At 63.2% G+C, this 26,622-nt stretch carries 23 protein-coding genes and 1 pseudogene; 2 read left to right on the top strand and 22 right to left on the bottom strand.

Annotation, left to right across the window (positions count from 1 at the left end):
* The 13 genes and pseudogenes from NKH16_RS10515 to NKH16_RS10450 all read right to left on the bottom strand — a co-directional run bounded on the left by NKH16_RS10515 (window position 1) and on the right by NKH16_RS10450 (window position 14,509).
* Window positions 1-315, bottom strand: a complete 315-nt coding sequence (locus NKH16_RS10515; protein ID WP_352742948.1) for a hypothetical protein — start codon at window positions 313-315, stop codon at window positions 1-3.
* Window positions 316-384: 69 nt separating this feature from the next.
* Entirely contained in the window at window positions 385-825 is a 441-nt protein-coding gene (locus tag NKH16_RS10510) for a hypothetical protein (RefSeq protein ID WP_352742947.1), read from the bottom strand.
* A 61-nt stretch (window positions 826-886) separates the two neighbouring features.
* Window positions 887-1,147: a DUF2312 domain-containing protein gene (locus NKH16_RS10505; protein ID WP_023719653.1), complete on the bottom strand. Its 261-nt coding sequence runs from the start codon at window positions 1,145-1,147 to the stop codon at window positions 887-889.
* Between the two features lie 160 nt (window positions 1,148-1,307).
* Window positions 1,308-4,766, bottom strand: coding sequence for a pyruvate carboxylase (gene pyc / locus NKH16_RS10500; protein WP_352742945.1), 3,459 nt, complete (start codon window positions 4,764-4,766; stop codon window positions 1,308-1,310).
* Window positions 4,767-4,956: 190 nt separating this feature from the next.
* Window positions 4,957-6,075, bottom strand: coding sequence for a branched-chain amino acid ABC transporter substrate-binding protein (locus NKH16_RS10495; protein ID WP_352450862.1), 1,119 nt, complete (start codon window positions 6,073-6,075; stop codon window positions 4,957-4,959).
* Window positions 6,076-6,201: 126 nt separating this feature from the next.
* On the bottom strand, window positions 6,202-6,561 hold the full coding sequence (locus NKH16_RS10490; RefSeq protein ID WP_352450863.1) for a DUF6867 family protein: 360 nt from the start codon (window positions 6,559-6,561) through the stop codon (window positions 6,202-6,204).
* Between the two features lie 18 nt (window positions 6,562-6,579).
* A complete protein-coding gene (locus NKH16_RS10485; protein ID WP_352743009.1) occupies window positions 6,580-7,308 on the bottom strand; it encodes an ABC transporter ATP-binding protein in 729 nt (242 codons plus the stop codon).
* Window positions 7,308-8,450: an ATP-binding cassette domain-containing protein gene (locus NKH16_RS10480; protein WP_352742941.1), complete on the bottom strand. Its 1,143-nt coding sequence runs from the start codon at window positions 8,448-8,450 to the stop codon at window positions 7,308-7,310. The genes NKH16_RS10485 and NKH16_RS10480 overlap by 1 nt, the downstream gene beginning before the upstream one ends.
* Window positions 8,450-9,967, bottom strand: a pseudogene (gene livM / locus NKH16_RS10475) (high-affinity branched-chain amino acid ABC transporter permease LivM); the annotation flags it as partial. The gene NKH16_RS10480 and the pseudogene livM, both read right to left, overlap by 1 nt.
* A gap of 82 nt (window positions 9,968-10,049) precedes the next feature.
* Complete coding sequence (locus NKH16_RS10465) at window positions 10,050-10,952, bottom strand: branched-chain amino acid ABC transporter permease (RefSeq protein WP_352450865.1); 903 nt, start codon at window positions 10,950-10,952, stop codon at window positions 10,050-10,052.
* Between the two features lie 334 nt (window positions 10,953-11,286).
* Window positions 11,287-12,288 carry a 4-hydroxyproline epimerase gene (locus NKH16_RS10460; RefSeq protein ID WP_352742939.1) on the bottom strand — a complete coding sequence of 334 codons (1,002 nt, stop codon included), beginning with the start codon at window positions 12,286-12,288 and terminating at the stop codon, window positions 11,287-11,289.
* Window positions 12,289-12,316: 28 nt separating this feature from the next.
* Entirely contained in the window at window positions 12,317-13,567 is a 1,251-nt protein-coding gene (locus NKH16_RS10455; protein ID WP_352742937.1) for an NAD(P)/FAD-dependent oxidoreductase, read from the bottom strand.
* A 48-nt stretch (window positions 13,568-13,615) separates the two neighbouring features.
* The gene (locus NKH16_RS10450; protein ID WP_352450868.1) at window positions 13,616-14,509 is read right to left on the bottom strand and encodes a dihydrodipicolinate synthase family protein; all 894 of its coding nucleotides are present in this window, start codon (window positions 14,507-14,509) and stop codon (window positions 13,616-13,618) included.
* 95 nt (window positions 14,510-14,604) lie between these two features.
* On the opposite strand from NKH16_RS10450, the gene NKH16_RS10445 reads away from it, so the two are divergent.
* A complete protein-coding gene (locus NKH16_RS10445) occupies window positions 14,605-15,267 on the top strand; it encodes a GntR family transcriptional regulator (RefSeq protein WP_352742936.1) in 663 nt (220 codons plus the stop codon).
* Window positions 15,268-15,280: 13 nt separating this feature from the next.
* Here NKH16_RS10445 and NKH16_RS10440 read toward each other — a convergent pair whose 3' ends face one another.
* The 3 genes from NKH16_RS10440 to NKH16_RS10430 form a co-directional block, all read right to left on the bottom strand.
* A complete protein-coding gene (locus NKH16_RS10440; RefSeq protein ID WP_352450870.1) occupies window positions 15,281-15,595 on the bottom strand; it encodes a hypothetical protein in 315 nt (104 codons plus the stop codon).
* Between the two features lie 304 nt (window positions 15,596-15,899).
* Window positions 15,900-16,196, bottom strand: coding sequence for a hypothetical protein (locus NKH16_RS10435; protein WP_352450871.1), 297 nt, complete (start codon window positions 16,194-16,196; stop codon window positions 15,900-15,902).
* Window positions 16,197-16,599: 403 nt separating this feature from the next.
* Complete coding sequence (locus NKH16_RS10430; RefSeq protein WP_352704739.1) at window positions 16,600-18,096, bottom strand: CoA-acylating methylmalonate-semialdehyde dehydrogenase; 1,497 nt, start codon at window positions 18,094-18,096, stop codon at window positions 16,600-16,602.
* A gap of 378 nt (window positions 18,097-18,474) precedes the next feature.
* On the opposite strand from NKH16_RS10430, the gene NKH16_RS10425 reads away from it, so the two are divergent.
* Window positions 18,475-19,356 (top strand): LysR family transcriptional regulator, encoded by an 882-nt coding sequence (locus NKH16_RS10425; protein WP_352742934.1) that lies wholly within the window; start codon window positions 18,475-18,477, stop codon window positions 19,354-19,356.
* 37 nt (window positions 19,357-19,393) lie between these two features.
* Here NKH16_RS10425 and NKH16_RS10420 read toward each other — a convergent pair whose 3' ends face one another.
* The 6 genes from NKH16_RS10420 to NKH16_RS10395 form a co-directional block, all read right to left on the bottom strand.
* Window positions 19,394-20,650 (bottom strand): D-amino acid dehydrogenase, encoded by a 1,257-nt coding sequence (locus tag NKH16_RS10420; protein WP_502894785.1) that lies wholly within the window; start codon window positions 20,648-20,650, stop codon window positions 19,394-19,396.
* A gap of 138 nt (window positions 20,651-20,788) precedes the next feature.
* Complete coding sequence (gene alr, locus NKH16_RS10415) at window positions 20,789-21,940, bottom strand: alanine racemase (protein ID WP_352742932.1); 1,152 nt, start codon at window positions 21,938-21,940, stop codon at window positions 20,789-20,791.
* 29 nt (window positions 21,941-21,969) lie between these two features.
* Window positions 21,970-22,491, bottom strand: coding sequence for an RNA pyrophosphohydrolase (locus NKH16_RS10410; protein ID WP_352742931.1), 522 nt, complete (start codon window positions 22,489-22,491; stop codon window positions 21,970-21,972).
* 1 nt (window position 22,492) lies between these two features.
* On the bottom strand, window positions 22,493-23,689 hold the full coding sequence (locus NKH16_RS10405) for a divergent polysaccharide deacetylase family protein (RefSeq protein ID WP_352742930.1): 1,197 nt from the start codon (window positions 23,687-23,689) through the stop codon (window positions 22,493-22,495).
* Between the two features lie 203 nt (window positions 23,690-23,892).
* Window positions 23,893-25,218 carry a S41 family peptidase gene (locus NKH16_RS10400; protein WP_023678065.1) on the bottom strand — a complete coding sequence of 442 codons (1,326 nt, stop codon included), beginning with the start codon at window positions 25,216-25,218 and terminating at the stop codon, window positions 23,893-23,895.
* Window positions 25,219-26,562 (bottom strand): murein hydrolase activator EnvC family protein, encoded by a 1,344-nt coding sequence (locus NKH16_RS10395; protein WP_352742929.1) that lies wholly within the window; start codon window positions 26,560-26,562, stop codon window positions 25,219-25,221.
* Between the last annotated feature and the right edge of the window lie 60 nt (window positions 26,563-26,622).

The raw sequence follows: 26,622 nt of genomic DNA, 5'->3' as shown, positions 1-26,622 counted from the left end.
TCAGGCCACAACCACCAGGATCAGCCACAACGTGGCGCCAAGCGTCATCAGCGAGGCCATGACGCCACTCGATTTTCCGGCAGTTCGCCAAACGGCAAAGGTCAGGAAGATATTGTGGGGCACCGGCGCGAAATGCACCGCCAGGACGAGCGCAAGCGGCAGCTTCAGCCCGAGCAGAATGAGTGCCGCCACCGACGACGCGACGTTGATCGCTGTGCCGACAACGACCAGGTCGCGCCAGAACAGCCGATCGAGCGGCACGCCGCCGAACCAGCGTGAGCGGAAGAAGGCGGCAACGCGCGACATGATCGTCATCGATCGACCGGCTCCCTCGCTGCTCACCAGAGCAACCCTTCCACAAGGATTGCGTCTGGAAACCCTGCTTTATTCCTGACCCAGAACTTCGGCAATCGCGCGCTCGAAACGTGGGGCTTCCGTCACCAGCCAGTCAGTCATCGCCGGCCAATTGTCCTCGGCAAAACAATTCACCCGCCACATCGAATTGATGCCGAGGCCGTCGCAACTTTGTTCTGGCCTGAGCTTCAGCCTGTCTTCAATGGCCGGCTGGACCGGCTTCAACCGCGACCAGGCTTGCGTGGCACCGAACTTCTCGTTGCGGCCGAAGAAGACGCCGACATGATTCTGCGCAGGCGCGACGTACATGGAAACGACCAATGCGAAATCGGGCAGCCCACGCTGCCAGAACCACGGTCCGCGCCTCGCCAGCAGAGCCCTTTCATCCGGATGCCGTTCCGCGAACAGCGTCCAGAAGCTGCGTTGGCGGAATTCAGAGGCGCGGCGGGCGCCAAAATCGAATTCGCTCATGGCTGGAATCCATGATCAGAACCGCTTCTCCCGCGATCGTCTCCGGCGCCGAGGCCGGCCTTTACACCATGCCGAGCGCGGCCTTGTACAGATCGAGAATGGATTCCTCTTCCTGCCGCTCGGCCTGGTCCTTCTTGCGCAGCCGGATGATCGACCGCATCGCCTTGGTGTCGAAGCCGGTGCCCTTGGCCTCTGCGAACACTTCCTTGATGTCGTCGGCAATCGTCTTTTTCTCTTCCTCGAGCCGCTCGATGCGTTCGATGAAGGCGCGCAGCTGGCCGGCGGCAACAGTCTGGCTGGTCTCGGTGATGTCGTCGGCCATAGTCTTCTCTCCGCGTCGTTTCTCGCCGCGACTCGGGGTGACCCGAGCGGCGAATTGCAGCGGTTCGATGCCCGACCGGGCGCGGCGGGTCAAGGTACTATCGATGCGGCATGAAGGGCTGCTGCCAGGCGCCGACAAGTCTCTCTGACGCCGGCCTATTTCACCCGAACGCGATCAGCAGATCCTTGGCATCGATCTGGTCGCCGGCCTTGACCAGCACCTCGGCTATGGTGCCGTCGCGTTCGGCATGCAACGCCGTTTCCATCTTCATCGCTTCGATCGACAGCAGCACGTCGCCGGCCTTCACCGCCTGGCCGGCAGCGACCGCAAGCGCCGAGACGACGCCAGGCATCGGCGCGCCGACATGCGCCTCATTGCCCGGCTCCGCCTTGCGCCGTGCTTTGGCGGCGGACGCGCCATGCGCCCGGTCCGGCACCTTCACCCGGCGCGGCTGCCCGTTGAGCTCGAAGAACACGGTGACCATGCCCTTTTCGTCGACATCGCCGATGGCAAGGCAGCGCACCACCAGCGTCTTGCCTTTTTCGATGTCGACGAAAATCTCGTCTTCCGGCTTCATGCCGTAGAAATAGGTCGGCGTCGGCAGCACGCTGACCGGCCCGTAGGTCTCCTGCGCGGCGGCAAAATCGGAAAACACCTTCGGATACATCAGCCACGACGCGAACTCGAACTCACTGAGCTTGCGCTCGAGCTTTTCCTCGACCTCCGTGCGACTGGCCTTGAGGTCCGCCGGTTTGAGCAGCGAACCCGGCCGCATCGTGATCGGCTTTTCGCCCTTCAGCACCTTCTTCTGCAATGGCTTTGGCCAGCCGCCCGGCGACTGGCCGAGATCGCCGCGCAACATCGACACCACCGAATCCGGGAAGGCGATGTCCCTCGCCGGATTCTCGACGTCGGCGACGGTCAGGTCCTGGCTCACCATCATCAGCGCCATGTCGCCGACGACCTTGGACGACGGCGTCACCTTGACGATGTCGCCGAACATCAGATTGACGTCGTGATAGGTCTGCGCCACTTCGTGCCAGCGTGTCTCCAGCCCGAGCGAGCGCGCCTGTTCCTTGAGGTTGGTGAACTGACCGCCCGGCATTTCGTGCAGATAGACCTCCGATGCCGGCCCCTTCAGGTCGCTTTCGAAGGCTGAATACTGGTTGCGCACCGCCTCCCAGTAGAACGAGATGTTCCTGATCCACTGCGGGTCGAGGCCCGGATCGCGCTCGGTGCCCTTCAGCGCCTCCACGATCGAACCGAGGCACGGCTGCGAGGTGTTGCCCGACAGCGAATCCATCGCCGCGTCGATGGCGTCGACGCCGCTTTCCACCGCCGCCAGCACGGTTGCCGCCGACAGGCCGGATGTGTCGTGGGTGTGGAAGTGGATCGGCAGGTCCGTCGCCTCGCGCAGTGCCTTGAACAGCACGCGGGCAGCGCTCGGCTTTAGAAGCCCAGCCATGTCCTTGACGGCAATGATATGGGCGCCTGCCGCCTGCAATTCCCTGGCCAGGCCGACATAGTATTTCAGATCGTATTTGGCCCGCGCCGGATCGAGTATGTCGCCGGTATAACAGATCGCCGCTTCGATCAGTCTGCCCTCGGCGCCGACCGCATCCATGGCCACGCGCATGTTCTCGACCCAGTTCAGGCAGTCGAAGACCCGGAACAGGTCGATGCCGCCGGCAGCGGCCTGGCGGACGAAATGCTGGACGACATTGTCGGGATAGTTGGTATAGCCAACGCCGTTGGCACCGCGCAGGAGCATCTGCAGCACAAGGTTGGGTGCTGCCTCGCGCACCAGCGACAGCCGCTCCCATGGGTCTTCGGTGAGAAAGCGCATGGCGACGTCGAATGTGGCGCCGCCCCAGCATTCGAGCGACAGAAGCTGCGGCAGAGCGCGCGCATAGGTGCCGGCGATTCCGGCGATGTCATAGGTGCGCATACGCGTCGCGAGCAGGGATTGATGCCCGTCGCGCATTGTCGTGTCGGTGACCAGCACCTCTTTTTGTTCGCGCATCCACGCGGCGAATTTTTCCGGCCCGAGCACGTCGAGCTTCTGCTTGCTGCCTTGAGGCACATTACCGTTGAGATATGGCACCACCGGTGGCGCCGCATCGGCCTTTGGCTGCGGCCGGCCGCGCGTCTCGGGATGACCATTGACCGAAACGTCGGCAAGGTAGTTGAGCAGCTTGGTCGCGCGGTCCTGCCGCTTCACACTGGCGAACAGTTCCGGCGTCGTGTCGATGAACTTGGTGGTGTAGGAATTGTCGGCGAAGCTCGGGTGATTGATGATCGCCTCGAGGAACGTGAGGTTGGTCGCCACGCCGCGGATGCGGAATTCGCGCAGCGCCCGGTTCATGCGGGCGATGGTCTCGGCCGGCGTCGGCGCCCAAGCCGTTACCTTTTCCAGCAGCGGATCGTAGAAACGGGTGATGACCGCGCCCGAATAGGCGGTGCCGCCATCAAGGCGGATGCCGAAGCCGGTGGCACCGCGATAGGCGGTGATGCGGCCATAGTCGGGGATGAAATTATGCTCGGGATCTTCCGTGGTGATGCGGCACTGCAGCGCGTGACCGTTGAGCCTGATGTCCTTCTGCGCCGGCACGCCCGATTCCGCCGTGCCGATGGCAAAGCCGTCGAGGATATGGATCTGCGCCTTGACGATGTCGATGCCGGTCACCTGTTCGGTGACGGTGTGCTCGACCTGGATGCGCGGATTGACCTCGATGAAATAGAATTTTTCGGTATCGGCATCCTGCAGGAACTCGACCGTGCCGGCGCCGATATAGCTGGTCTCGCGCGCGATCCTCAGCGCGTAGCCGCAAAGCTCCTCGCGCTGTGACATTTCGAGGTAAGGCGCCGGCGCCCGCTCGACCACTTTCTGGTTGCGGCGCTGGATCGAACAATCGCGCTCGAACAGGTGCACGGCGTTGCCATGCGTGTCGCCCAGCACCTGCACCTCGACATGGCGCGCGCGCTCGATCAGCTTTTCGAGATAGACCTCGTCCTTGCCGAAAGCCGCCTTCGCCTCACGCTTGCCTTCCATCACCTCGCGCGCGAGATCGGCCTCGGAGCGGATGGCGCGCATGCCGCGGCCGCCGCCGCCCCAGGATGCCTTGAGCATCACCGGGTAGCCGATCGTCTTGGCGAGTTCTTTCACCGCCGCCATGTCATCCGGCAAGGGATCGGTAGCGGGAATTACCGGCACACCGACTTCGATTGCGAGATTGCGGGCGGCGACCTTGTTGCCCAGCCTGCGCATCGTATCCGGCTTTGGCCCGATGAAGATGATGCCGGCCTTGGCGCAGGCTTCGGCGAATTCCGGGCTTTCCGACAGCAGGCCGTACCCTGGATGTATGGCATCGGCGCCCGATAGCCTGGCGACGCGGATAACCTCCTCGATCGACAGATAGCTTTCGATCGGCCCCATATCCCTGGCCAAATGCGGCCCGCGCCCGACCTGGTAGCTTTCGTCGGCCTTGAAGCGATGCAGGGAGTATTTGTCCTCCTCTGCCCAGATCGCCACGGTTTTGAGGCCGAGCTCGTTTGCCGCGCGGAAGACGCGGATGGCTATTTCGGAGCGGTTGGCGACAAGGATCTTCGAGATTGCCAAGGACAGGGCTCCGGACGCGGGGAAGGGAACTGCCGGACATGATTAGCGCGAAAATGCTGCAGTGCAAACAAAAATGGATACGTCACTAAACCGATTTAAAATCTTGCGCCCATGCGATGAAGCAAAAGACAAATGAAAAATGCCCGGCGCGAGGCGCCGGGCATTTTTTGGGCTGCAGGCGTTTGCCGGCTTATTGTTCGAAGTAGGTGTACTTGCCGTCGTCACCCTTCTTCCAAGTGTAGATGACGTAGTCGGGACGGGTGATGTCGCCCTTTGCGTCATAGCCGATGTCGCCGATGGCGGTCTTCCACGGGCCACTCTTCTTGATCTCTTCCGCAACCTTCTGCGCGTCGTCGGAAGAGCCGACCTTGTTGGCGGCGGCGGCGACGATCTGCAGCGCGGCGTAGGAGTAGAGCGTATAGGCTTCAGGCTCGAAACCGGCGGCGCGGAACTTCTCCACGAGTTCCTTGGCGTTCGGGTTCTTGCGCGGATCGGGAGCGAACGTCATCAGCGTGCCGTCGACGGCATCGCCGGCGATGGAGGCCAATTCGTTCGACACGATGCCGTCGCCGGACATGAACTGGGCCTTGAGACCCTGATCGGCGAGCTGGCGCATAATCAGGCCGGCCTCGGTGTGCAGGCCGCCATAGTAGACGACGTTGACGCCGGCATCCTTCATCTTGGCGATCAACGCCGAGAAGTCCTTGTCGCCGACATTGATGCCCTCATACATGGCTTCGGTCACGCCATCAGCATTGAGTGCCTTCTTGGTTTCGTCGGCGAGACCCTGGCCGTAAGGCGTCTTGTCGTGGACGACGGCGATCTTGCCGTCCTTAAAGTGCGCGGCGAGGTAGTCGCCGGCAACCTTGCCCTGCTGATCGTCGCGTCCGCAGGTACGGAACGTGTTCCACAGGCCCCGCTCGGTCAGCTTCGGGTTGGTAGCGGAAGGCGTGATGACGAGAATGCCGTTCTCGGCATAGACCTCTGACGCCGGAATGGTGACGCCCGAATTGAAGTGGCCGACGACATATTTGACGCCATCGGCGACAAACTTGTTGGCGACCGAGATGCCCTGCTTCGGATCCGACACGTCGTCGCCGACCTCGATCTTGATCTGCTCGCCGTTAATGCCGCCAGCCGCGTTGATATCGGCGGCAGCCTGTTCGGCGCCCTTCTGCAACTGCGCGCCGAATGCTGCGTTCGGGCCAGTGATCGGACCGGCAACGCCGATCAGGATGTCAGCCCACGCGCTGCCGCTGAACGCGACAAGCGCGATCACGGCGACGGCGGACAAGAGTGACTTTTTCATGTAAAACGCTCCCATTTACCGAGTGGGCGTGGATGTTTCTTTCATGCGATGCCCACTCTTACTCGCAGAAAAGGTACTTTGCCGATTTTCAGGCACTTGTCACGCCGATTCATCCCCGAGACGACGTTAATGATGAACGTCACCTTTTGGTTTCCAGCTCAAAAGCGATGCTCTTTCATAGAGCCAATTATACTGCGTTACCATCTGATTGGTGCGCGTGTATTGATAACCGACGAAACCCAATATCATCAGCACTATGGTGTCGACGACATAATAATGCAGCGAGAACATCGTGCCGCCGAACAGCGCGTGGTGAATGAACCTGACGGCGATGCCCAGGCCTAGGATATAGGCGAACAAATGCCCAAAGCCGCGCCATGTCTGGGCACTGGCCTTGCCCGTCATCCACACTGCCCACCCGCCAAGCAGGCAGGTGACGAAGAAGAATTGCCAGATCGAGGGTTCCTCATAGAGAATGCCCTGCATGATTGATGTCTCCTGAACTCAGTGGTGACCGCCTTCGAGATAGGCGGCGCGCACTTCCGGATTGGCAAGCAGTTGCTTGCCGGTGCCGCTCATCGTCACATTGCCGTTGACCATGACATAGCCGCGCGTGGCGAGCTTTAGCGCCCCGAAGGCGTTCTGCTCGACCAGGAACACGGTCAGCCCCTGCGTGCGGTTCAGCTCGCGAATGGCGTCGAAGATCTGCTTGACGATCAGCGGCGCCAGGCCAAGCGACGGCTCATCCAGCAAGAGCAGCTTCGGCCGGGCCATCAGCGCGCGGCCGATCGACAGCATCTGCTGCTCGCCGCCGGATAGCGTGCCGCCACGCTGGGCAGTGCGTTCCTTGAGGCGTGGGAACAGCGTGAACACCTTCTCGACGTCCTCGTCATAATGCTCGAGGTTGTCGAGGCTGGCGCCCATTTGCAGGTTTTCCATCACCGTCATGCGCGGGAAGATGCGCCGACCCTCCGGCGACTGGGCGATGCGCATGCGCGCGATCTCATGCGTCGGCAGTTGGGTGATGTCGGTACCGGCGAATGTGATGGTACCCGCGCGGGCGCGGGGAGCACCGAAGATGGTCATCATCAGCGTCGACTTGCCGGCGCCGTTGGCGCCGATCAGCGCCACGATCTCGCCCTGGTTGACGGTGACGTCGACGCCGTTCAGCGCCCTGATATTGCCGTAGTAGGTCTGGACGCCCTTGATATCGAGCAGCGTTGTGCCGGCCATCATTTACGCCCTCCACGCCGATTGGAGGTGCCGGGAGTTTTCGACTTCGCCGGAGCCTTGCCCGGCTTTGCCGTGGAAGATTTCGCGGCCAATTTGGCTTTGGCCGGCGATCCGGACTTTGCAGCAGCGCTCGACCTTGCATCGATCTGGCCGGCCTTCGAAGCGCCCTTTGACACGGTGACGCGCTCGCCCTCGCTGTGGCCGACCGTGTCGGTAACCGGTCCGGCGAGATACGAAGACGATGTGCCTGGGCCGTGGGCGGCATCCGGACCCGTATCCAATTGCTCGATGACGTCTTCGTCGCCGACTTCGCTCAGCACTGTCTCGACCTCCTCGTCGTCAACACCGAGATAGGCGGCGATGACGCGCGGATCGGTCCGCACCGATTGCGGACTGCCGTCGGAGATCTTGCGCCCATATTCGAGCACCACAACGTGGTCGGAAATCTGCATCACCACGGACATGTCGTGCTCGATCAAAAGGATCGACGTGTTTTTCTTGATGTCCATCAGCAGCGCATTGAGCGCCGCCGATTCCTTCGGATTGAGGCCGGCGGCCGGCTCGTCGAGACACAGAAGTTCGGGGCCGGTACACATGGCGCGCGCAATTTCGAGGCGCCGCTGTGCGCCATAGGGCAGATCGCCGGCCGGATCGTCGGCGCGTTCGACAAGATCGGCCTTCTCCAGCCAGTGCCTGGCCAGTTCGACCGACTCCGCCGAGGCCTGCCTATAGCCGCTGAAGCCGAACAGGCCGAGAATGGTATAGCCGGACGCCTTCATCAGCTTGTTGTGCTGGGCGACGAGAAGGTTCTCCAGCAGCGTCATGCCCGAGAACAAGCGGATGTTCTGGAACGTGCGCGCCACCTTGGCGCGCGCCGGGATCTCATGGTTCGGCAGACGTTCGAGCAGGAAGCTGGAGCCGTCGCGCCGGTTGAGCGTGATCATGCCTTCGGACGGTTTGTAGAAACCGGTGATGCAATTGAACACAGTGGTCTTGCCGGCGCCGTTCGGACCGATCAGCGCGGTGATCTCGCCGCGCTTGGCCTGGAAGGACAGGTCGCCGATGGCGACGAGACCGCCGAACTTCATCGACAGATGCTCGACCTGGAGGATGGCGTCGGTCACGGAGGGGCTCGCGTTCATCAGCCGTGCCCCTCCTTGGTGAAGGACCCCGACACGGCCCTGCGAACCTTGAGGAAGGCTGTCGGTTCACGGCTGCCGACGAAGCCGCGCGGCTTCCACAGCATGACGATGACCATCGCCATGCCGAACAACAGCATGCGATAGAGTTCCGGGGTGAAATCGGGGCCGAATATCCGCTTCAGAAAATCGAGTTCACGCAGCGCTTCGGTGCCGCCGATCATCACCAGCGCGGCGACGGCGATACCGACCAGCGAGCCCATGCCGCCGAGCACGACGATGGCGAGGATAATCGCCGATTCCAGGAAGACGAAGGATTCCGGGCTGACGAAGCCTTGCCGTGCGGCGAAGAACGAGCCGGCGAAGCCGCCGAACATGGCGCCCGTGGCAAAGGCGGTGAGCTTGGTGGTGGTGGTGTTGATGCCGAGCGAGCGGCACGCGATCTCGTCCTCGCGCAGCGCTTCCCAGGCGCGGCCGACCGGCATGCGCCTCAGCCTTATTGTGACGAAGGCGGTCAGCAGGCAGAGCCCGAGGATCAGGTAATAGAGGAAGATCTTGTAATAGGCGCCCGATTGGGCAATGCCGAACACCTTGGCGATGTAGTTGGGGTCCGAGACATTGAACGATATCAGGCCGAAGAATGAAACCTTCGGGATGCCGGATATGCCGGCCGAACCGTTGGTCACTTCGCGCCAGTTGATGATCACCAGCCGGATGATCTCGCCGAAGGCGAGCGTCACGATGGCCAGATAGTCGCCGCGCAGGCGCAGCACCGGGAAGCCGAGCATGACGCCCCAGAACGCAGCCATCAGGCCGGCGGCGGGCAGCAGGATCCAGAACGACAGGCCGAAATGCGTGCCGAGCAACGCGTAGGCGTAAGCACCGACCGCGTAGAAAGCGACATAGCCGAGATCGAGCAGGCCGGCGAGGCCGATGACGATGTTCAGTCCCCAGGCCAGCATCACGTAGATCAGGATCTGGATGCCGAAATTGTCGACCCATTTCAGCGAGCCCTGGAAGCCGCCCACCATCGAACCCGTATAGAGAGCAAGCACCAGCACGACGATGATCGGATAGAGCGCCAGCGCGGTTATGCCGAGCGCCGAAAAATGGGCATGGATGAAGGCACGGAAATAGTAGATCACCCAAGCCAGCGCATAGATGATCGCTAGCGCTCGCACGAAACGTGCATAACCTGCAAGATCCGGCCCCACCAGCCCGTCAAGGGAGCTGGCCAGAAGAATCAGAACGACCGCAATACCGATCGCCGCGAAGAAATATGGTAACCGGAAGAACCGCGTCGCCACACTGTCTGGCAGCAGGCCGGTGGCGACATCGGCGATCTTCTGGTTGGCCATGAAAGGCTGGCCATAGGCGACGTAGAGGAACCGGCCGATCATGGTGGCGATCACCACGGCGGCGAGCAGGCCCCAGCGCTGCACCAGGATCAACTCGTTGGAGATGTTCTGGTCGGTCTTCAGGCCGATGAACAGCACGAACAGGCCAAGCGCGACGGCGCCGGCATAGAGCGCTTCGCGAAAAGCGCGCTGGACCGGGGTGGCGACGACGGTGCTTTCCGGAGACACGGTAACCGCCATGATCTCAGACCTTTTCGACTTCTGGCCGGCCGAGAATGCCGGAAGGCAGGAAGATCAGCACGATCGCCAGGATCGAGAACGCCGCGACATCCTTGTAGTCGATCGAGAAATAAGCCGACCACATGCTCTCGATGAAGCCGATCATCAGCCCGCCGAGCACGGCGCCGGGCAGCGAGCCGATGCCGCCGAGCACCGCGGCGGTGAACGCCTTCACACCGGGCGTAAAACCGTCGGAAAACACCACCACGCCGTAATACATCAGGAACAGCGTGCCGGCGACGGCGGCAAGCGCGGCGCCCATGATGAAGGTGATCGAGATGGTGCGGTCGACGTCGACGCCGAGCAGTGCCGCCATCTTGCGGTCCTGCTCGCAGGCGCGCTGCGCCCGGCCGAGCGAGGTCTTGTTGACCAGATACCAAAACAGCGCCAGCAGGACTATGGTGACCAGGACGATGATGATCTGCTTCAGCGACACGCTGATGCCCGCGATCGAATAAACCTTGGAGACCATCGGCGGGACGGGCTTGTTGCGCGGCCCTTGCGTGACCTGGACGAAATTGGACAGGGCAATCGACATGCCGATGGCGGTGATCAGCGGCGCCAGCCGGAACGAACCGCGCAGCGGCCGGTAAGCCACTTTCTCGATAGTCCAGTTGTAGAGGCCGGTCAAAAGCATCGCCACGATCATCATGATCAGCAGCGCAACGACGATCGGCACCGAATAGAACAACGCACCGAGGATAAGGAAAACGATGAGGGCGGTGAAAGCGCCGACCATGAAGATGTCGCCATGGGCGAAATTGATCATGCCGATGATGCCGTACACCATCGTGTAGCCGATCGCAATCAACCCATAGATCGATCCCAGCGTCAGCCCATTGATAAGCTGCTGGACAAAATACTGCATGCTGTCGTGGCTCCCCTGGAATGTCGCCCATGCAGACGCATTCCTTTTCGTATTGCCCCTAGTCGTAAAGTTTCGAGCCCGGATTGCAACGTGATTTTTCAATCGCCATGGGTGTTTTCGTCGCACGCCATCGGATTGCCCGTTTTTTCCTATCCGGCCCCTGGACCATCGCGGACCCTACCATTGGCCTAACGCAATGTCTTTGACGATTCAATCGCAGCATGCGCTCCATTTCGAAGAAATCGCCGTCAAAATAAGTTGATGAGCGGGATCGTTGCGCCGTCGAAGGCAATCCGTTTGCGCTCTCTTTCTTTCCCCTGCGTCAGCGTTTTCTCTATTTGACGACGAAGCCGTGCGCGAACGGGTCGCGGTCGTCGATGAAGATCGTGTTCAATCCGGTCATCCGCGCCCACCCGCCGATCGACGGAATGATTGCCGGCTTGCCGGCGACGGTGACCTCTTTCTCGACCCTGCCCTTGAACAACGAACCGATGATCGATTCATGGACGAAGTCGTCGCCGACCCCAAGCTTGCCCTTGGCGTGAAGCTGCGCCATCCGCGCCGAGGTGCCGGTGCCGCAGGGCGACCGGTCGATTGCCTTGTCGCCGTAGAAGACGGCGTTGCGGGCATCGGCTTGCGGGTTGGTCGGCGCGCCGGTCCACAATATGTGCGACAGCGTGTTGATGCCGGGATTCTCCGGATGCACGAAAGTATATTTTTCGTTGAGCCGCTGCCGCACCACCGGGCTCCAGGCGATCAGTTCGCCGGCCGAATGGTCGGCCATGTCGCGATAGGTCTTTTGCGGTTCGACGATGGCGTAGAAATTGCCGCCATAGGCGACATCGACGCTGATCTCGCCGAGCCCGGGGCATTCGACCGTCAGTGCCTCGGCATAGAGGAAGGAAGGCACATTGGTGATGCGCACCTCCTCGACATAGTCGCCGACTTGGCTGTACTCCGCTACGACCAGGCCCGCCGGCGTATCCAGCCTGAGCACGCCCGGTGTCTTCGGCTTGATCAGCCCATGCTCGACGGCAAAAGTTACCGTGCCGATGGTGCCGTGGCCGCACATCGGCAAGCAGCCCGAGGTTTCGATGAACAGGATGGCGATGTCGCAATCTTCACGCGTCGGCGGATAGAGGATCGAGCCGGACATCACGTCATGGCCGCGCGGCTCGAACATCAGCCCGGTGCGGATCCAGTCATATTCGGCCAGGAAATACGCTCGCCGCTCCATCATCGTTGAGCCCTTGAGCAAAGGCCCACCGCCGGCGACCAGCCGCACCGGATTGCCGCAGGTGTGGCCGTCTATGCAGAAGAAGGAATTCTTGGCCATGCCGGCTCCCAACTGAATGTCTTCGAACTCAAAACCGTTGCGGGCTGAACGGGCCGAGATCGAGCGATGGATTCTGCCCGAGAACGAGCTCGCGGATCAAGCGCCCGGTCGCCGCAGCCTGGGTCAGGCCGAGGTGACCGTGGCCGAAACCATACACCACCGACGGCGTTTGTTGCGACCGCCCGATCACCGGCAGCGAATCCGGCAGCGACGGCCGGAACCCCATCCATTCGCGTCCATTGGCCGGATCCAGTCCCGGCAGGAATTTCTGCGCCTTTTCGAGCAGCGCTTTCGAGCGCGCATAATTGGGCGGCCTCTCAAGGCCGCCGAGTTCGACCGCGCCGCCGACGCGCAGGCCCGTCTCGAGCGGCGTGATGACGAAGCCATGCCCGGAGAAGATCAATTGCCGCTTTACGTCGAAGGCAGTCTTCGGCAACGTCGTGTTGTAGCCACGCTCGGTCTCCAGCGGGATTCCGTCGCCGAGATGTCTCGCCAGCAGATGCGACCAGGCCCCGGCAGCGATGACGACGTGCTTCGCCCGTCGCCGCGTGCCGTCGGCCGTTGTCAAGATCGCGCCGTCCTGTCCCGCCTTGACACGCTCGATCCGGGCCCTTTCGAACCCGGCGCCCAACCTCTCGGCATAGGCCCACAAGGCCTTTCCAAGCAGCTTGGGATCGGCAACGGTTTTCCACCCCGGCACGAACGTTCCCTTGACGAAGCGCGGCGACAGACCGGGCTGCAGGGCTGTGAGAGCGCTCCCCTCGACATGGCTGAAGCCGATGCCGAAGCGCTGCCTTGCCGCCCAGCCGGTCAGCGAGGCCTTGAACTCGGCCTCGCTGTCGTAGAGTTCGAGCGAGCCGTCCTCATGCAGCATCGGCCGTGTGCCGGAACGGTCGAGCAAGCCCATCCATTCCGCCTCGGCGAGCTTCATCATCCCGGCCTGCGCGGCAAGGCCGGCTTCAAAGCGGTCGCTTCGGCCGGCGCGCCAGAAGCGGACCAGCCAGGGCAGCAGCTTCGGCAGATACGCGGGTGGGATGCTGAGCGGGCCGAGCGGGTCGGCGAGCCATTTCGGCAACTGCTTGATCATGCCCTTGTGGGCGAGCGGCAGCACATCGGAGAAGGCAAAGGCAGCGGCATTGCCGGAGCTGGTTTCCTCACAGATCCCCGTCCGATCGAAGATCGTGACGTTTCGCCCCGCCTCGGCCAGAAAGGCGGCGGCGCAGATGCCGATGATGCCGCCACCAATGATGGCGACATCGAGCGTAGCATTATCATTCATTGCCATGCGCCGCGCTGCACATCTGCAAATGCCTTCAAAGCGACCGGATCAGAATGTCGGCAGCTCTGGCCGCACCACCAGCGCATCCCTGACGATCTTTTCGACTGCCTTGCGCCGCTCGCCCGACAATGGCTGGCGCGGCATGCGCACGCGGTCGTTGGTGTTGATCGCCAACACTTCGGCGAGCTTGATGTTCTGCACCAGATAGGTCGAGACGTCGAGGTCGAGCAGCGGCCGGAACCAGCGGTAAATCTTCAACGCCTCCTCGCGGCGGCCCTGTCTCATCAGCTGGTAGATGGCGACGGTCTCGCGCGGGAACGCGGTGACCAGGCCCGCCACCCAGCCGATGGCGCCGACCGACAGCGCCTCGAAGGCGAGATTGTCTACGCCGGTGAACAGGTCGTAGCGGTCGCCGAGGCGGTTGATGATCTCGGTCGAGCGGCGGATGTCGTCGGAGGACTCTTTTATGGCGACGAAGCGTTGGTCCTTCGCCAACTCCTCCATCTGGTCGACGGTGACGTCGACGCGGTAGGCAAGCCGGTTGGAGTAGATCATCACCGGCAGGTCGCCGGCCGCGGCGACGGCGCTGAGTGCCGCGACCGTCTCCTCGGCATTGGTATGGTAGATCGGGCTCGGCACCACCATCAAACCATTGGCGCCTTCCTTGGCGGCGCGGCGCGCGATCGCCGCCGCCTCGCGTGTACCGGCCTCGTTGACCGTCAACAGCACCGGTTTGTTGCCGGCGATCTTCTGCGCGGTCTTCAGCACCGCGATCTTCTCGTCGTGCGACAGCATCGGGCCTTCGCCGAGCGACCCGCAGACGATGATGCCGTCACAGCCGGCCTCCATCTGCAGCGCAAAGCAGCGCTCCATCTCGGCATGGTCGAGGCCGTCGTCCTCGGTGAATTTGGTCGTAACGGCGGGGAAGACTCCGGCCCACATGTCGATCGCTCCATCTGATATATCAGCCGTATATTTCTTAAGAAGCCGGCTGTCAACGTTGAATCTGATGTGATATATCAACAATATATCAGGAGATGTTCGCATTGGTATATGACAGACCTGGCTCCGAGCCGGCGACCGCGAAGGCCTACCGCAGGCTCGAGCACATGATCGTAACTCTCGAACTGGCGCCGGCGAGCTTCATCACCGAGGGGGCGCTGATCGACAGGCTCGGCCTCGGCCGCACCCCGGTGCGCGAAGCGATCCAGCGGCTGGCCTGGGAGGGGCTGCTCGAGGTCCGGCCGCGTGCCGGCATTGCCATTGCCCCGCTTCACCCTGGCGACTGGCTGCGTGTCCTCGACGCCCGCCGTGGCGTCGAGGTGGTGCTTGCCCGCTCGGCCGCCCGCTTCGTCACCCGCGAGGCCGCCGACCTGTTTCATGACGCAGCGTTGGCCATGCAGAAAGCGGTGATTTCGGAAAATGTGTTTTACTTCATCCAGGCCGACAAGGCGCTCGACGAGGCGCTGGCGCTGGCTGCCGACAACCCGTTCGCCGCGCGCCTGGCGGCACCCTTGCAAACCCATAGCCGTCGCTTCTGGTTCCGCTACAAGGCCGATACCGGATTGGCCGAATCCGCCGAGCATCATGTCGCGCTGATCCGTTCGATCCTCGCCAGCGACGAAGAGGCCGCGGCCAAGGACGCCAAGCGGCTGATGGCGCTTTTGCGCGGCCATGCCGAGGCGGCTGCTACGCGCTGAGCCTGCCATTTCGTCATGCGCCCTGGCCGGGCAGGGGCATCACGTTTTCCCAATTGTCGCCGGCCGCGACGATGCAGCTTCTGCCGGCGATATCGGTGACGACGATGGTCCAGGTTCCGGTCTCGGCGACAAAGACTTCCATGACCGCCTCATGACCGATCAGCCCCAAAGCAAACTGCCTTTCCTGGAACTTCTCGCTCAAATGGGCGACGAGCTCGCCATGTTCAACGCAGTATTGATATTGCGCGCCTGCGGTGTTCGTACCCACCGCCAATGCGCCAGCAAGAACCAGGGTTTTCACCCATCTCAACAGCGATTTGCGTGCCATAGGGCACCTCCTTTGCCATCACGTTCCGGCAAAGGAGGGGTTTGACGGCCTCATTTTGCCGGAGCGATTCAGGCCGGTTCCGACGTCATCATCATCGCGTCGTTCCTTTCTGTGTTCCGGTCTGCCATTGGTGGGAACGATTCCAGATGTTCCCATTATGTTCTCGATATATGGTATCGGCAATGGAAAAGCGCAAGCAGGCGCCCAAGCGGGCGCCTGCAGATCCGTTTTACGGCTGTCGCCGAAAAGAATGGGCCACAGGCTGCGCGGCCATGCCGAGGCGCGCAGACCCGTGATAAATCGTTCAGGTGCCTGGCAGCGCCGCTATCGTCATCGCGCTTTCCCAGCCTTCGCCGACTGAAATCACGCAGCTTTGACCTTTTGTGTCGCTGGCGAGGATGGTCCAGGTGCCCTTGTCGGAAACGAAGACTTCAAGCACCACATTCGGATTGACGACGCCGACCGCGCTTGGGTTTTCATGAAACTTCTCGCCGAGCGCCTTGACCATATCGGCGCGAGCCGCGCATTGCTCGGCAGCCATTGCCGGGACGGCGGAAAGGGCCATCGCAGCGCAAGCTATAGTCGCCATGAGACGTGTCATCTGACACCTCCTTTGCGCCGGACATATCCCCCGGAGCCGTCACCAGCGCCGTTGGTTGATCTGCCAGCGTCTCCTTCGCGGCAGGACTGCAACCTAAGAAGATTGCTGCCTTCTTGGTTCCATCACATTAGTGTTCATGCCGATGAAGACCGCGACAAAAAGGCCCGAGCTTGGTGCCCGGGCCTTTTCTTGCTTTCTGCGATTTGGATCAGTTCATCGTCGGAATGCCGAATTCGGCGCCATCCTTCACGCCGGCCCGCGCGCCCAAGCCGAAGGCGAGGACGCGCAGACAGAAAACCGTCCGGCTAATTCATCGTCGGGATGACGAACTCGGCGCCATCCTTCACGCCGGCCCGCGCGCCCCAAGCCGAAGGCGAGGACGCGCAGACAGAAAACCGTCCGGCTAATTCATCGTCGGGATGACGAACTCGGCACCATCCTTCACGCCGGACGGCCAGCGCGACGTTACCGTCTTGGTCTTGGTGTAGAAGCGGAACGCGTCCGGCCCGTGCTGGTTGAGGTCGCCGAAGGAGGACGCCTTCCAGCCGCCAAAGGTGTAGTAGGCGATCGGCACCGGGATCGGCACGTTGATGCCGACCATGCCGACCTGAACCCGCGAGGCGAAGTCGCGCGCCGCGTCGCCGTCGCGGGTGAAGATGGCGACGCCATTGCCCATCTCGTGCTCGTTGGCGAGCTTGATTGCGTTCTCGTAGGTCGGTGCGCGAACGACCGAGAGCACCGGCCCGAAGATCTCTTCCTTGTAGATGCGCATGTCGGCGGTCACATTGTCGAACAGGCAGCCGCCCATATAGTAGCCGTTCTCGTAGCCCTGCATGGAAAAGCCGCGGCCGTCGACGACCAGCTTGGCGCCTTCCTTGACGCCGGTGTCGACATAGGACTTGACCCGCTCCAGCGCCTGCGCCGTCACCAGCGGGCCGAAATCGGCGGAAGAATCCGTCGACGGACCGACCTTCAGGCTCTCGACGCGCGGCACCAGTCTTTCCATCAGCCGGTTGGCGGTGTCGTTGCCGACCGGGACGGCCACCGAGATCGCCATGCAGCGCTCGCCGGCCGAGCCGTAGCCGGCGCCGATCAGCGCGTCGACGGTCTGGTCCATGTCGGCATCGGGCATGATGATCATGTGGTTCTTGGCGCCGCCGAAGCACTGCACGCGCTTGCCGGCCGCGCAGCCGCGCGAATAGATGTAGTGGGCGATCGGTGTCGAGCCGACGAAACCGATGGCCTTGATGTCGGGATCGTCGAGGATGGCGTCGACCACTTCCTTGTCGCCGTTGACGACATTGAGGATGCCCGCCGGCAGACCGGCCTCGATGAACAGTTCGGCAATCCGCATCGGCACGCCCGGATCGCGCTCCGACGGCTTGAGGATGTAGGCATTGCCGCAGGCGATGGCCGGCGCGATCTTCCACAACGGGATCATCGCCGGAAAATTGAACGGCGTGATGCCGGCGACGACGCCGAGCGGCTGGCGCATCGAATAGACGTCGATGCCGGGGCCGGCGCCATCGGTGAACTCGCCCTTCATCATATGCGGCGCACCGATGCAGACCTCGACCACTTCGAGGCCGCGCTGGATGTCGCCCTTGGCGTCGGCAATGGTCTTGCCGTGTTCGCGCGCCAATATCTCGGCCAGCGCGTCATACTCCTTGGCGACCAGCTCGAGGAACCGCATCAGGACGCGTACGCGTCGCTGCGGATTGGTCGCCGCCCAGCCGGGCTGTGCGGCCTTGGCGTTTTCGACCGCCGCGCGCAATTCCGCCTGCGAAGCCAGCGCCACCGTGCCGCGCACCGTGCCGTCCATCGGCTGCATGACGTCCTGCTTGCGGCCGCTGGTTCCGGCGACGCGCTTGCCGCCGATGAAATGACCGTATTCGATCATGGTCTCTCTCCCTGGTTCGTGATGAGGCATTGTCCGCCTTTGCGGGAGCGATGGCAACGCGAGCGAAAACGCAACCGTTGTGCGGAGAATAGATAGCGGTTGACGGCAGAGCATCAATTCTCGCAAATAGGAAGAATGCAGGTCCCCAGCAGCAAGGATTGAGATTGAGTTCCTTCACCGCCCCCCTCTGTGCTGCCGGACATCTCCCCCTCAAGGGGGGAGATTGGCTGTCACGCCCGCCTTCGGAAATCTTCACCGCGGCAAGAAAGACGCCTGCGGCGAAACTGCCAATCTCCCCCCTTGAGGGGGAGATGTCCGGCAGGACAGAGGGGGGCACGAAGGAACGCGGTTTTGATCGTTATCGCCAGGACCACCCTCATGAACTGGGATGATGCCCGTATCTTCCTTGCCGTAGCGCGGGCCGGCCAGATCCTCGGCGCCGCCAGGCGGCTGGAGCTTAATCACGCGACCGTCTCGCGCCGCATTGCCGCCCTCGAGGATGCGCTCAGGACAAAACTGTTTCGCCGGCTTACCACCGGCAGCGAGCTGACGCCGGCGGGCGAGCGTTTCCTCGAGATTGCCGAACGCATGGAGGGCGACATGATCGCCGCGCGCTCGACCGTTTCAGGCGAAGGCGACGACGTCTCGGGCACCGTTCGCATCGGCGCGCCGGACGGCTTTGGCGTCGCCTTCTTGGCCAGGCGCCTCGGCGCGTTGACCGCTCTGCACCGTGAGCTCACCATCCAGCTGGTGCCGGTGCCACGCTCCTTCTCTTTGTCCCGGCGCGAGGCCGACATTGCCATCACCGTCGAACGGCCGACGGAAGGCCGCCTGGTGGCGGGAAAGCTGGTCGACTACACGCTCGGCCTGTTCGCGTCGCGGGCCTACGTCGACACCCATGGCCTGCCCGGAACCGCCGCCGAGCTAGGCCAGCATACGCTGATCGGCTACGTGCCGGACCTGATCGTCAGTCGCTCGCTCGACTACGCGGCCGAATTCAGCGCTGACTGGCGCACCAGCTTCGCTATTTCCTCCGCGCTCGGCCAGGCCGAAGCAGTGCGTTCCGGCGCCGGCATCGGCATCCTGCACACCTTCGTTGCCCGCTCGATGCCGGAGCTGGTGCCTCTCGATATCGTCGCACCCATACGCCGCGCCTACTGGCTGGTCTATCATGAATCGGTCAGGCCGCTGCGCCGCGTTCAGGTCGTCGCGAGCTTCATTACCAAGGCCGTCGAACGGGACAGGGGTTTGTTCGCGTGAGCCTGCCGGCCGCTGGCTGTCTTAGCTGGTGGGCGTCTTACTTGGCGTATCGTCCGGGCCCGAGATCGCCGACGTCGATCTCGGGCACCCGGCTGGAGATGATGTCGGCCAGAACTTTGGCCGAGCCGCAGGCCATGGTCCAGCCGAGTGTGCCATGGCCGGTGTTGAGATAGAGATTGGAGAAATCGGTGCGGCCGATCAGCGGCGGCCCGTCCGGTGTCATCGGCCGCAGTCCGCACCAGAAGGTCGCCGATCGCATGTCGCCGCTGCCCGGAAACAGGTCGCCGACCGAATGTTCGAGCGTGCGCCGCCGCGATTCGTGCAGCCGCAGGTCGAAGCCGGAAATCTCCGCCGTGCCGCCGACCCGGATACGGTCGCCGAGCCGGGTGATCGCTACTTTGTAGCTCTCGTCCATCACGGTCGAGACCGGTGCGGCGGCGGCGTCCTTGATCGGCAGGGTGATCGAATAGCCCTTGACCGGGTAGACCGGGATGGGCCGCTTCAGCATGCGCATGAACCGTGCCGAATAGCTGCCCATCGCCATCACATAGGCATCGGCGACCATCCAGCCCTTGCTGGTGCTGACGTTGGTGATGCGATCGCGCTTCTTGACGACGCGCCGTATCTCCGTGTCGTATTCGAAGGTGACGCCGCGTGCCGCGCAAAGCTCGGCAAGCCTGTCGGTGAACATCTTGCAGTCGCCGGTTTCGTCGCCGGGCAACCGCAGGCCACCGACGAATTTTTCGCGCACGCCGGCCAGCCCAGGCTCGGCCGCAATGCAGCCGTCGGGGTCGAGGACCTCGTAGGGGACGCCATAGGCCTTCAGCACCTTGACATCGCCGCCGACGCCGTCGAGCTGCTTTTGCGTTCGGAAGAGCTGCAGCGTGCCCTTGGCGCGCTCTTCATAGGCGATGCCGGTCGCCTCGCGCAGCGCCTTCAGCGTGTCGCGGCTGTACTCGGCCAGCGGCACCATGCGCGCCTTGTTCAGCGCGTAGCGTTCAGCCGTGCAATTGCGCAGCATCTTGACCAGCCATATCCACATATGCGGATCGAGGGCCGGTCGCACCACCAGTGGACCGTGCTTCATCAAAAGCCATTTGATGGCCTTCAACGGAACGCCGGGCCCGGCCCAGGGCGAGGCATAGCCGGGCGAGATCTCGCCGGCATTGGCAAAGCTGGTTTCCAGCGCCGGGCCTTTCTGGCGATCGATCACCGTCACCTGATGACCGGCCTCGGCAAGAAAATAGGCGGTGGTGACCCCGATCACGCCGCCGCCCAGCACGAAGATCTTCATCGTTTGGTTCTCCGCGGCGGCATCTCGTCGGGATTCGAGACCGGGATCATCGCCGCCTCATGTCTGCCGGATTCTGTGGCGTCAGCCAAGTGCCGATGCTTAGGGAAAAGACATGCGTGAGGACAACAACCTTGCGTCCTAGCCATTCACATATCGCCGGTGGAAACGGTGGCCGAGGCTGGTCAAGACCTCATAGCCGATGGTGCCGGCTTGGCCGGCTACCTGGTCCACCGTCTGCGACGACGGTCCGATGAGTTCGACGAGGTCGCCGGCCTTCAGCCTGCCGGGCGGCAATGCGGAAATGTCGAGGATGATCGAATCCATCGAAACCCGGCCGACGAAGGGCAGCCGCACATTTTCGAGCCAGGCGGAGGAAGCGGCCAGTCGATGCCAGCCATCGCCATAGCCGAGCGAAATCGTCGCCGCGGCAAGCGGAGCCTTGGTGTGGAAAGTGTGACCGTAGCCGACACCGGCGCCGGCCTCCAATATCCGCGTCTGGATGACCTTGGCTTGCAATCGCACCACCGGCAGCATCGGATTGTCCTTCGCCGGCGTCGGATTGACGCCATAGAGAGCGGCACCCGGACGAACGAGGTCGTAGTGATAGCGCTGCCCGAGAAAAATGCCTGATGAATTGGCAAAGGAAGCCGGCGCTTCCGGCAGCATCCGGCGCAGCCGTTCGAATTCCAGCCGCTGCCGCTCGTTGGCCGGCTGCTCGGGTTCATCGGCGCAGGCGAGATGGCTCATCACGAACGTCAGTTGGACACCGTCGAAAGCCTGCGGATCCTGCGCGACTGCCTGCACCTCGGATGGCGTCATGCCGAGCCGCGACATGCCGCTGTCGACCTGGAGGGCGGCCGGCAACTTACGGCCCACCCGCCCGGCCATCTCGCGCCATGCCGCGAGTTGGCTGACGCTGTTGAGTACGGTGCAAAGCCCTGCCGCAACCGCTTCCCTTTCCGCACCCGGCGGAATGCCGTTCAGCACATAAATGGCCGGGTCTGAGCCGAGCGCCTTACGCAGCAAGATGCCGCCGGCCAAATGCGCAACAAAGAAAGTATTACAGCCCTCACCCATCAGCGCCGCCGCCACCGGCGCCGCGCCAATCCCGTAACCGTCGGCCTTGACCACTCCAGCACAGCCGACGCCGCCCAGCCGCGCCTTCAGCCGCCGGTAGTTCTCACGGACGGCGCCGAGATCGATGGTCAGGATCGCCCCTGCCGCGGCTTCGCTGATCGGTTCGCCCAGGGTGACGGTCGGCGGAAGAGATTTGCTGGAGATGTTGTTCATGCCGACCTGTTTTAACGGAAGGCCGGCGGCTACGCCACCAGGTGCCGGAACGCCGCCACCACGTCTTCGTAGACCTTGCGCTTGAACGGCACGATCAGGCCCGGCAATTCCAGCATCGGCCGCCACGCCCACCGGTCGAACTCGGCCTTGTGGCCACCCGGCGGCGGAAAGATCGCGATCTCGCTTTCGTCGCCGTGGAAACGGAAGGCAAACCATTTCTGCGTCTGGCCGCGATATCGTCCCTTGAAGGCGACGCCGACCAGATGCGCCGGCAGGTCGTATTTGATCCAGTGCGGCGCCTCGGCCAGCAGCGACACCGAGCGCATGCCGGTCTCTTCGTAAAGTTCACGCGCCGCCGCGGGCAGCGGCTCCTCGCCATCATCGATGCCGCCCTGCGGCATCTGCCAGAGCTGCGTCGTTCCAGCGAATTCGCTGTCCGGCTCGGCAATGCGACGGCCGACCCAAACCAGGCCGGCTTCATTGAGGACCATCACCCCTACGCAGGGCCGGTAGGGCAGCGTCTCGGGCTCAACGAGCTTGTTCTTTGCCATCTCAGCCTTTTTCCGGATCTATGGCCACCGCCGAAACCGGCACGATCTCGATGCCACGCTTCTTGGCCTCGGTCACCCAGGAAGACACGGTATCCACCGTCAGGTCGAAAGCCGAGCCGATGCCGACGGCAAACCCTTTCGCCCGTGCCGTCGCTTCCAGCCCATCCAGTTTCTTCAATATGGCGCCGCGGTCCTGCACCGCATCGATCGCCGTATCGCCGCCGACGAACGGCACGCCGTCCTTCAGCGCCAGTTCGGGTGCCAGGCTGCGCGCCGACGAACCGTCGTCGACATAGGCCAGACCACGCTTGCCAAGCTCGGCCATCAACGGCCCCATCGCCGTCGCGTCGGCCGAAAAGCGGGCGCCCATATAGTTCATGACGCCGGTGTAGTTGGTCGTTCGCGACAGCGCCCAGCGTAAATTCTTCAAATTCTCGTCCGGCGTTGCAGCCACGGTCAGCGTGTTACGGCCGGGATTGACGTTCGGATAGTCGAACGGCTCAAGCGGTACCTGCATGATGACCTCATGGCCGCTCTGCCGCGCCACCTGCATCCAGCGGCCGATGCTGTTGCCTTGCGGCGCGAAGGCCAGCGTCACTTCCGCCGGCAGCTTGGCTATGGCTGCCTGCGTGCCGGTCTGCGACACGGCAAGCCCGCCGATGACGAGCGCGACGCGTGCACCGCGAGCCCCGGACCACGGCCGCGCATAGACATCGAACGGGCGCCTGCCGTCGGCGGCGCGGATCGGCAACGGACCGGTTTCGCTGGCCTCGACCAGCGCCTTGTCGGGAATGTGCGCGATCCTGAGGTTCTGGCCGATCGTCGAAGGGTCGCGAATGACTATGGCCGCCTCGGGTGGACCGTCGCCCCCCTCGGTCTGGACATGGATGATCTGCGGACCGCCCGTCTTCGGCCCGCTTATGTTGGCCCCGCTTGCGTTGCCTGGCGCAGCCATTTCGGGCGTCGCCTTGGCGGGCGCGGCGGCGGTATCCGCCGCCGGCGTCTTCGGCGTCAAAACGGCTACTTCTTGCAGCTTCCGGAACGGCTTGTCTCGCAAGGCGATCGCGCTGGAGACGCCGACCACGGACAGCACGACAAGCGCGGCCGCGACCGCACCGGCGCTGATCCCGCTGCCTGAGCGCGGCAGCCGGATCGCCTGTCCGAGAGGTCGTTCTATGTCCTTGCCGATATCAGCCAAGCCCGCACCCCCCGGCGCGCATCCCCGAAGTAAACCTTCTCCGGAGGCGCAAAATCCAAAATGTCGGCGCGTCCCCTTGCTTCACTGGACGCGCAGCATGCCGGCCGCGGCCCCCGAATCAAACTGCCGGAGCCTCGCGGCCCCGGCAGCATCGCATCGCTTCGCTCAGGCAGCCAGACCTGTTTGGCCCGGCTTGCCCGCCCTTACTGGTTCAACACGGCCTTTTGCGGATTCGGCGGGAACGCCGGATCCGTCTTCTGGCCGCGCAGCAGCTGCTCGGCATAGATGAGCTGCAAATCGTCCTTCGGTTCCGGCGGCACATAGGCTGCCGAACCCGAACCGGTCGTGCTTTCGTCGGCGCCCTTGATATGGCCCTTGAGGTCCGATTCGCCGCGCGTCAGGTCCCTGCCCTGCAGTTCGGCCGGCAGCGGCTGGTCGACCTTGATGTCGGGCGTGATGCCCTTGCCCTGGATCGACTTGCCGGACGGCGTGTAATAGAGCGCCGTCGTCAGCCGCAGCGCCCCGTTCTCGCCAAGCGGAATGATGGTCTGCACTGAACCCTTGCCGAAGGACTGCGTGCCGACCACCGTGGCGCGGCGCAGATCCTGCAGCGCGCCGGCGACGATTTCCGAGGCACTGGCCGAGCCGCCATTGACGAGCACGATCAGCGGCTTGCCGCCGATGTCGTCGCCGGCCCGCGCGTCGAAGCGGGTGACGTCCTTCGGGTCGCGGCCGCGCGTCGAGACGATCTCGCCACGGTCGAGGAAGGCATCCGACACGCTCACCGCCTGGTCGAGCAAACCGCCCGGATTGAGGCGCAGGTCGAGCACGTAGCCCTTGAGCTTGTCGTTCGGCACCTGCTTCTTGATGGTGTCGATGGCATTCTCGAGGTCGTCATAGGTTTTTTCGGTAAAGGAGGTGATCTTCATGTAGCCGATGTCGTTTTCGACCCGGAACTTGACGGCCTTGACCTTGATGATATCGCGCACGACGGTCAGTTCGATCGGCTTGTCGGCGCCCTGGCGCAGGATGGTGAGCTTGATCGGCGTATTGACCAGCCCGCGCATCTTCTCGACAGCGTCGTTGAGCGTCAGGCCGCGGACCTCCTCGCCGTCGATCTTGGCGATATAGTCGCCGGCGAGCACGCCTGCCTTGGCGGCCGGCGTATCGTCGATCGGCGTGATCACCTTGACCAGGTCGTTCTCCATGGTGACCTCGATGCCGAGGCCGCCGAATTCGCCCTTGGTCTGCACGCGCATGTCCTGCGCTTCTTCGGCATTCATGTAGGAGGAGTGTGGGTCGAGCGACGACAGCATGCCGTTGATGGCATTTTCAACCAGCGACTTGTCGTCGGGCGGCGTCACATAATTCGCCCGTACCCGTTCGAAGATATCGCCGAAGATCGCCAGTTGCTTATAGGTCTCGGAGCCCGCAGCCTTCGCTGTCGAGCCGGGCGCGCCATAGACCAGGCTCATCGCCGATGCACCCATCAGCGCACCGGCAAACAGAAGCGACAGTTTCCGCATCATTCACGTCCTTCCAGAAAAACGGTCCGCCCACCATGGGGCCGGATCGACGGGTTTTCCATCCTTGCGGAACTCGACATAGAGCTCCGGCGTGGCATTTCCATTCTTCGATGCCGAGGTGCTCGCCACCCGGGCCTCTCCCATCGCGCCGACCGGCTCACCTGCGAGCACCGACTGGCCAGACGCGACGCTGATTCTGCTCATCCCCGCCAGGACGACATGATAGCCGTCACCCGCATTCAGGATCAAGAGTTGACCGTAAGAGCGGAAAGGCCCCGCATAAAGCACATTTCCATCCGCCGGCGCTGTGACGATGGCTCCCGATTGTGTCGCAACCATGTCACCGAGCATCACCGCGCCGTTACCGTCGTCGGCCCCGAAGCGCCGCTTGATCCTGCCGGTGACCGGCAGCGCGATTTGCCCTTGAAGCGCGGAAAACGGCGCGGCAGCGGTGAGCCTGTTGCTCTCCGGCACCGGCAGCGAGGCCAATTCCGTCGGCGCCGCAGCCGATACCGGGCCCTTGTCGGCGTCGGCCGTCTTTTGCTCGGCTGCCTTGGCCGCATCCGCCGCCTTGCGGGCTCTGTCGGCCTCGAGCGAGGCGATCAGTTCTTTCAGGCTGCCGGCCTTGGCCGCCAGCGTCGCGGACCGCTGCTTTTCGGCGGTCAGCGCGGTTTGCGTATCGGCGGCGAGCTTCTGCTTGGCTTCGAGCAGCATGCCGAGCCGCTTTTTTTCCGCCGCCTGCTCGCCGACAGCTGCCGTCAGCCGCGCCCGCTCGGCCTCGATCGAGGCCGTCACCCGCGACTGCTCCTTGAGGTCGGCCAGCAACATGTCGGTCTGCTGGCGCAGTTCCGGCACCACGGCACCGAGCAGGATGGCGCTGCGCACCGACGACAATGCGTCCTCCGGCTTGACCAGGATCGCCGGCGGCGGATTGAGCCCCATGCGCTGCAGCGCGCCGAGCACTTCGGCCAGAACGTCGCGTCTGGCGGCCAGTGAGGCGCGGATCTTCTGCCCCTGCGCCTTCAGCCCTTCCAGCTTGCCGCCAATGTCCTCGATGTCCTGGCCGAGCTTCTGCTCGGTCATCGCCGACTGGATCAGCGCCGCGGTGATCGAGGCGTGGTCCTTCTTGACAGCCGCTATGTCGGCGGCGAGCTTGGCCAGCCGCTCGGACGACAGCGTGATCTCTTTCGATACTTTTTCGTATTCGGCGCGGCTCTGGTCCGGGTCGGGCGCCAGGTCGAGCGTGTTCTCGGCCCGCGCGACGCCGAGCGAAAGCGCGATCGTCGCCACGGCGATGCCGTAGCGCACGCGCCAGGAGCCCGTTCGTGATTTCCAGTCTTCAGACATTGAAGCCCAACTCTATGCGCGGCTTCGTTAACGAACCATCAACCATGTTCGAGCCCCGGC

Origin of the sequence: Mesorhizobium sp. M1307 (assembly GCF_040318155.1) — a bacterium.
Lineage (GTDB): Bacteria > Pseudomonadota > Alphaproteobacteria > Rhizobiales > Rhizobiaceae > Mesorhizobium.
Note: the sequence above shows the minus strand (reverse complement) of the source record. Positions and strands in the feature narration are given on the sequence as shown.

Bases quoted from the DNA above. Each gene is read 5' to 3' on its own strand.
- NKH16_RS10395 (WP_352742929.1), bottom strand. From the start codon at position 26,562: ATGTCTGAAGACTGGAAATCACGAACGGGCTCCTGGCGCGTGCGCTAC.
- NKH16_RS10455 (WP_352742937.1), bottom strand. From the start codon at position 13,567: ATGAATGATAATGCTACGCTCGATGTCGCCATCATTGGTGGCGGCATC.
- NKH16_RS10420 (WP_502894785.1), bottom strand. From the start codon at position 20,650: ATGAAGATCTTCGTGCTGGGCGGCGGCGTGATCGGGGTCACCACCGCC.
- alr (WP_352742932.1), bottom strand. From the start codon at position 21,940: ATGAACAACATCTCCAGCAAATCTCTTCCGCCGACCGTCACCCTGGGC.
- NKH16_RS10490 (WP_352450863.1), bottom strand. From the start codon at position 6,561: ATGCAGGGCATTCTCTATGAGGAACCCTCGATCTGGCAATTCTTCTTC.
- NKH16_RS10440 (WP_352450870.1), bottom strand. From the start codon at position 15,595: ATGGCACGCAAATCGCTGTTGAGATGGGTGAAAACCCTGGTTCTTGCT.
- NKH16_RS10450 (WP_352450868.1), bottom strand. From the start codon at position 14,509: ATGTGGGCCGGAGTCTTCCCCGCCGTTACGACCAAATTCACCGAGGAC.
- NKH16_RS10435 (WP_352450871.1), bottom strand. From the start codon at position 16,196: ATGACACGTCTCATGGCGACTATAGCTTGCGCTGCGATGGCCCTTTCC.
- NKH16_RS10480 (WP_352742941.1), bottom strand. From the start codon at position 8,450: ATGAACGCGAGCCCCTCCGTGACCGACGCCATCCTCCAGGTCGAGCAT.
- NKH16_RS10510 (WP_352742947.1), bottom strand. From the start codon at position 825: ATGAGCGAATTCGATTTTGGCGCCCGCCGCGCCTCTGAATTCCGCCAA.
- NKH16_RS10460 (WP_352742939.1), bottom strand. From the start codon at position 12,288: ATGGCCAAGAATTCCTTCTTCTGCATAGACGGCCACACCTGCGGCAAT.
- NKH16_RS10410 (WP_352742931.1), bottom strand. From the start codon at position 22,491: ATGGCAAAGAACAAGCTCGTTGAGCCCGAGACGCTGCCCTACCGGCCC.
- NKH16_RS10515 (WP_352742948.1), bottom strand. From the start codon at position 315: ATGACGATCATGTCGCGCGTTGCCGCCTTCTTCCGCTCACGCTGGTTC.
- NKH16_RS10400 (WP_023678065.1), bottom strand. From the start codon at position 25,218: ATGATGCGGAAACTGTCGCTTCTGTTTGCCGGTGCGCTGATGGGTGCA.
- NKH16_RS10465 (WP_352450865.1), bottom strand. From the start codon at position 10,952: ATGCAGTATTTTGTCCAGCAGCTTATCAATGGGCTGACGCTGGGATCG.
- NKH16_RS10495 (WP_352450862.1), bottom strand. From the start codon at position 6,075: ATGAAAAAGTCACTCTTGTCCGCCGTCGCCGTGATCGCGCTTGTCGCG.
- NKH16_RS10430 (WP_352704739.1), bottom strand. From the start codon at position 18,096: ATGATCGAATACGGTCATTTCATCGGCGGCAAGCGCGTCGCCGGAACC.
- NKH16_RS10505 (WP_023719653.1), bottom strand. From the start codon at position 1,147: ATGGCCGACGACATCACCGAGACCAGCCAGACTGTTGCCGCCGGCCAG.
- NKH16_RS10485 (WP_352743009.1), bottom strand. From the start codon at position 7,308: ATGGCCGGCACAACGCTGCTCGATATCAAGGGCGTCCAGACCTACTAC.
- NKH16_RS10425 (WP_352742934.1), top strand. From the start codon at position 18,475: ATGAACTGGGATGATGCCCGTATCTTCCTTGCCGTAGCGCGGGCCGGC.
- NKH16_RS10445 (WP_352742936.1), top strand. From the start codon at position 14,605: ATGTTCGCATTGGTATATGACAGACCTGGCTCCGAGCCGGCGACCGCG.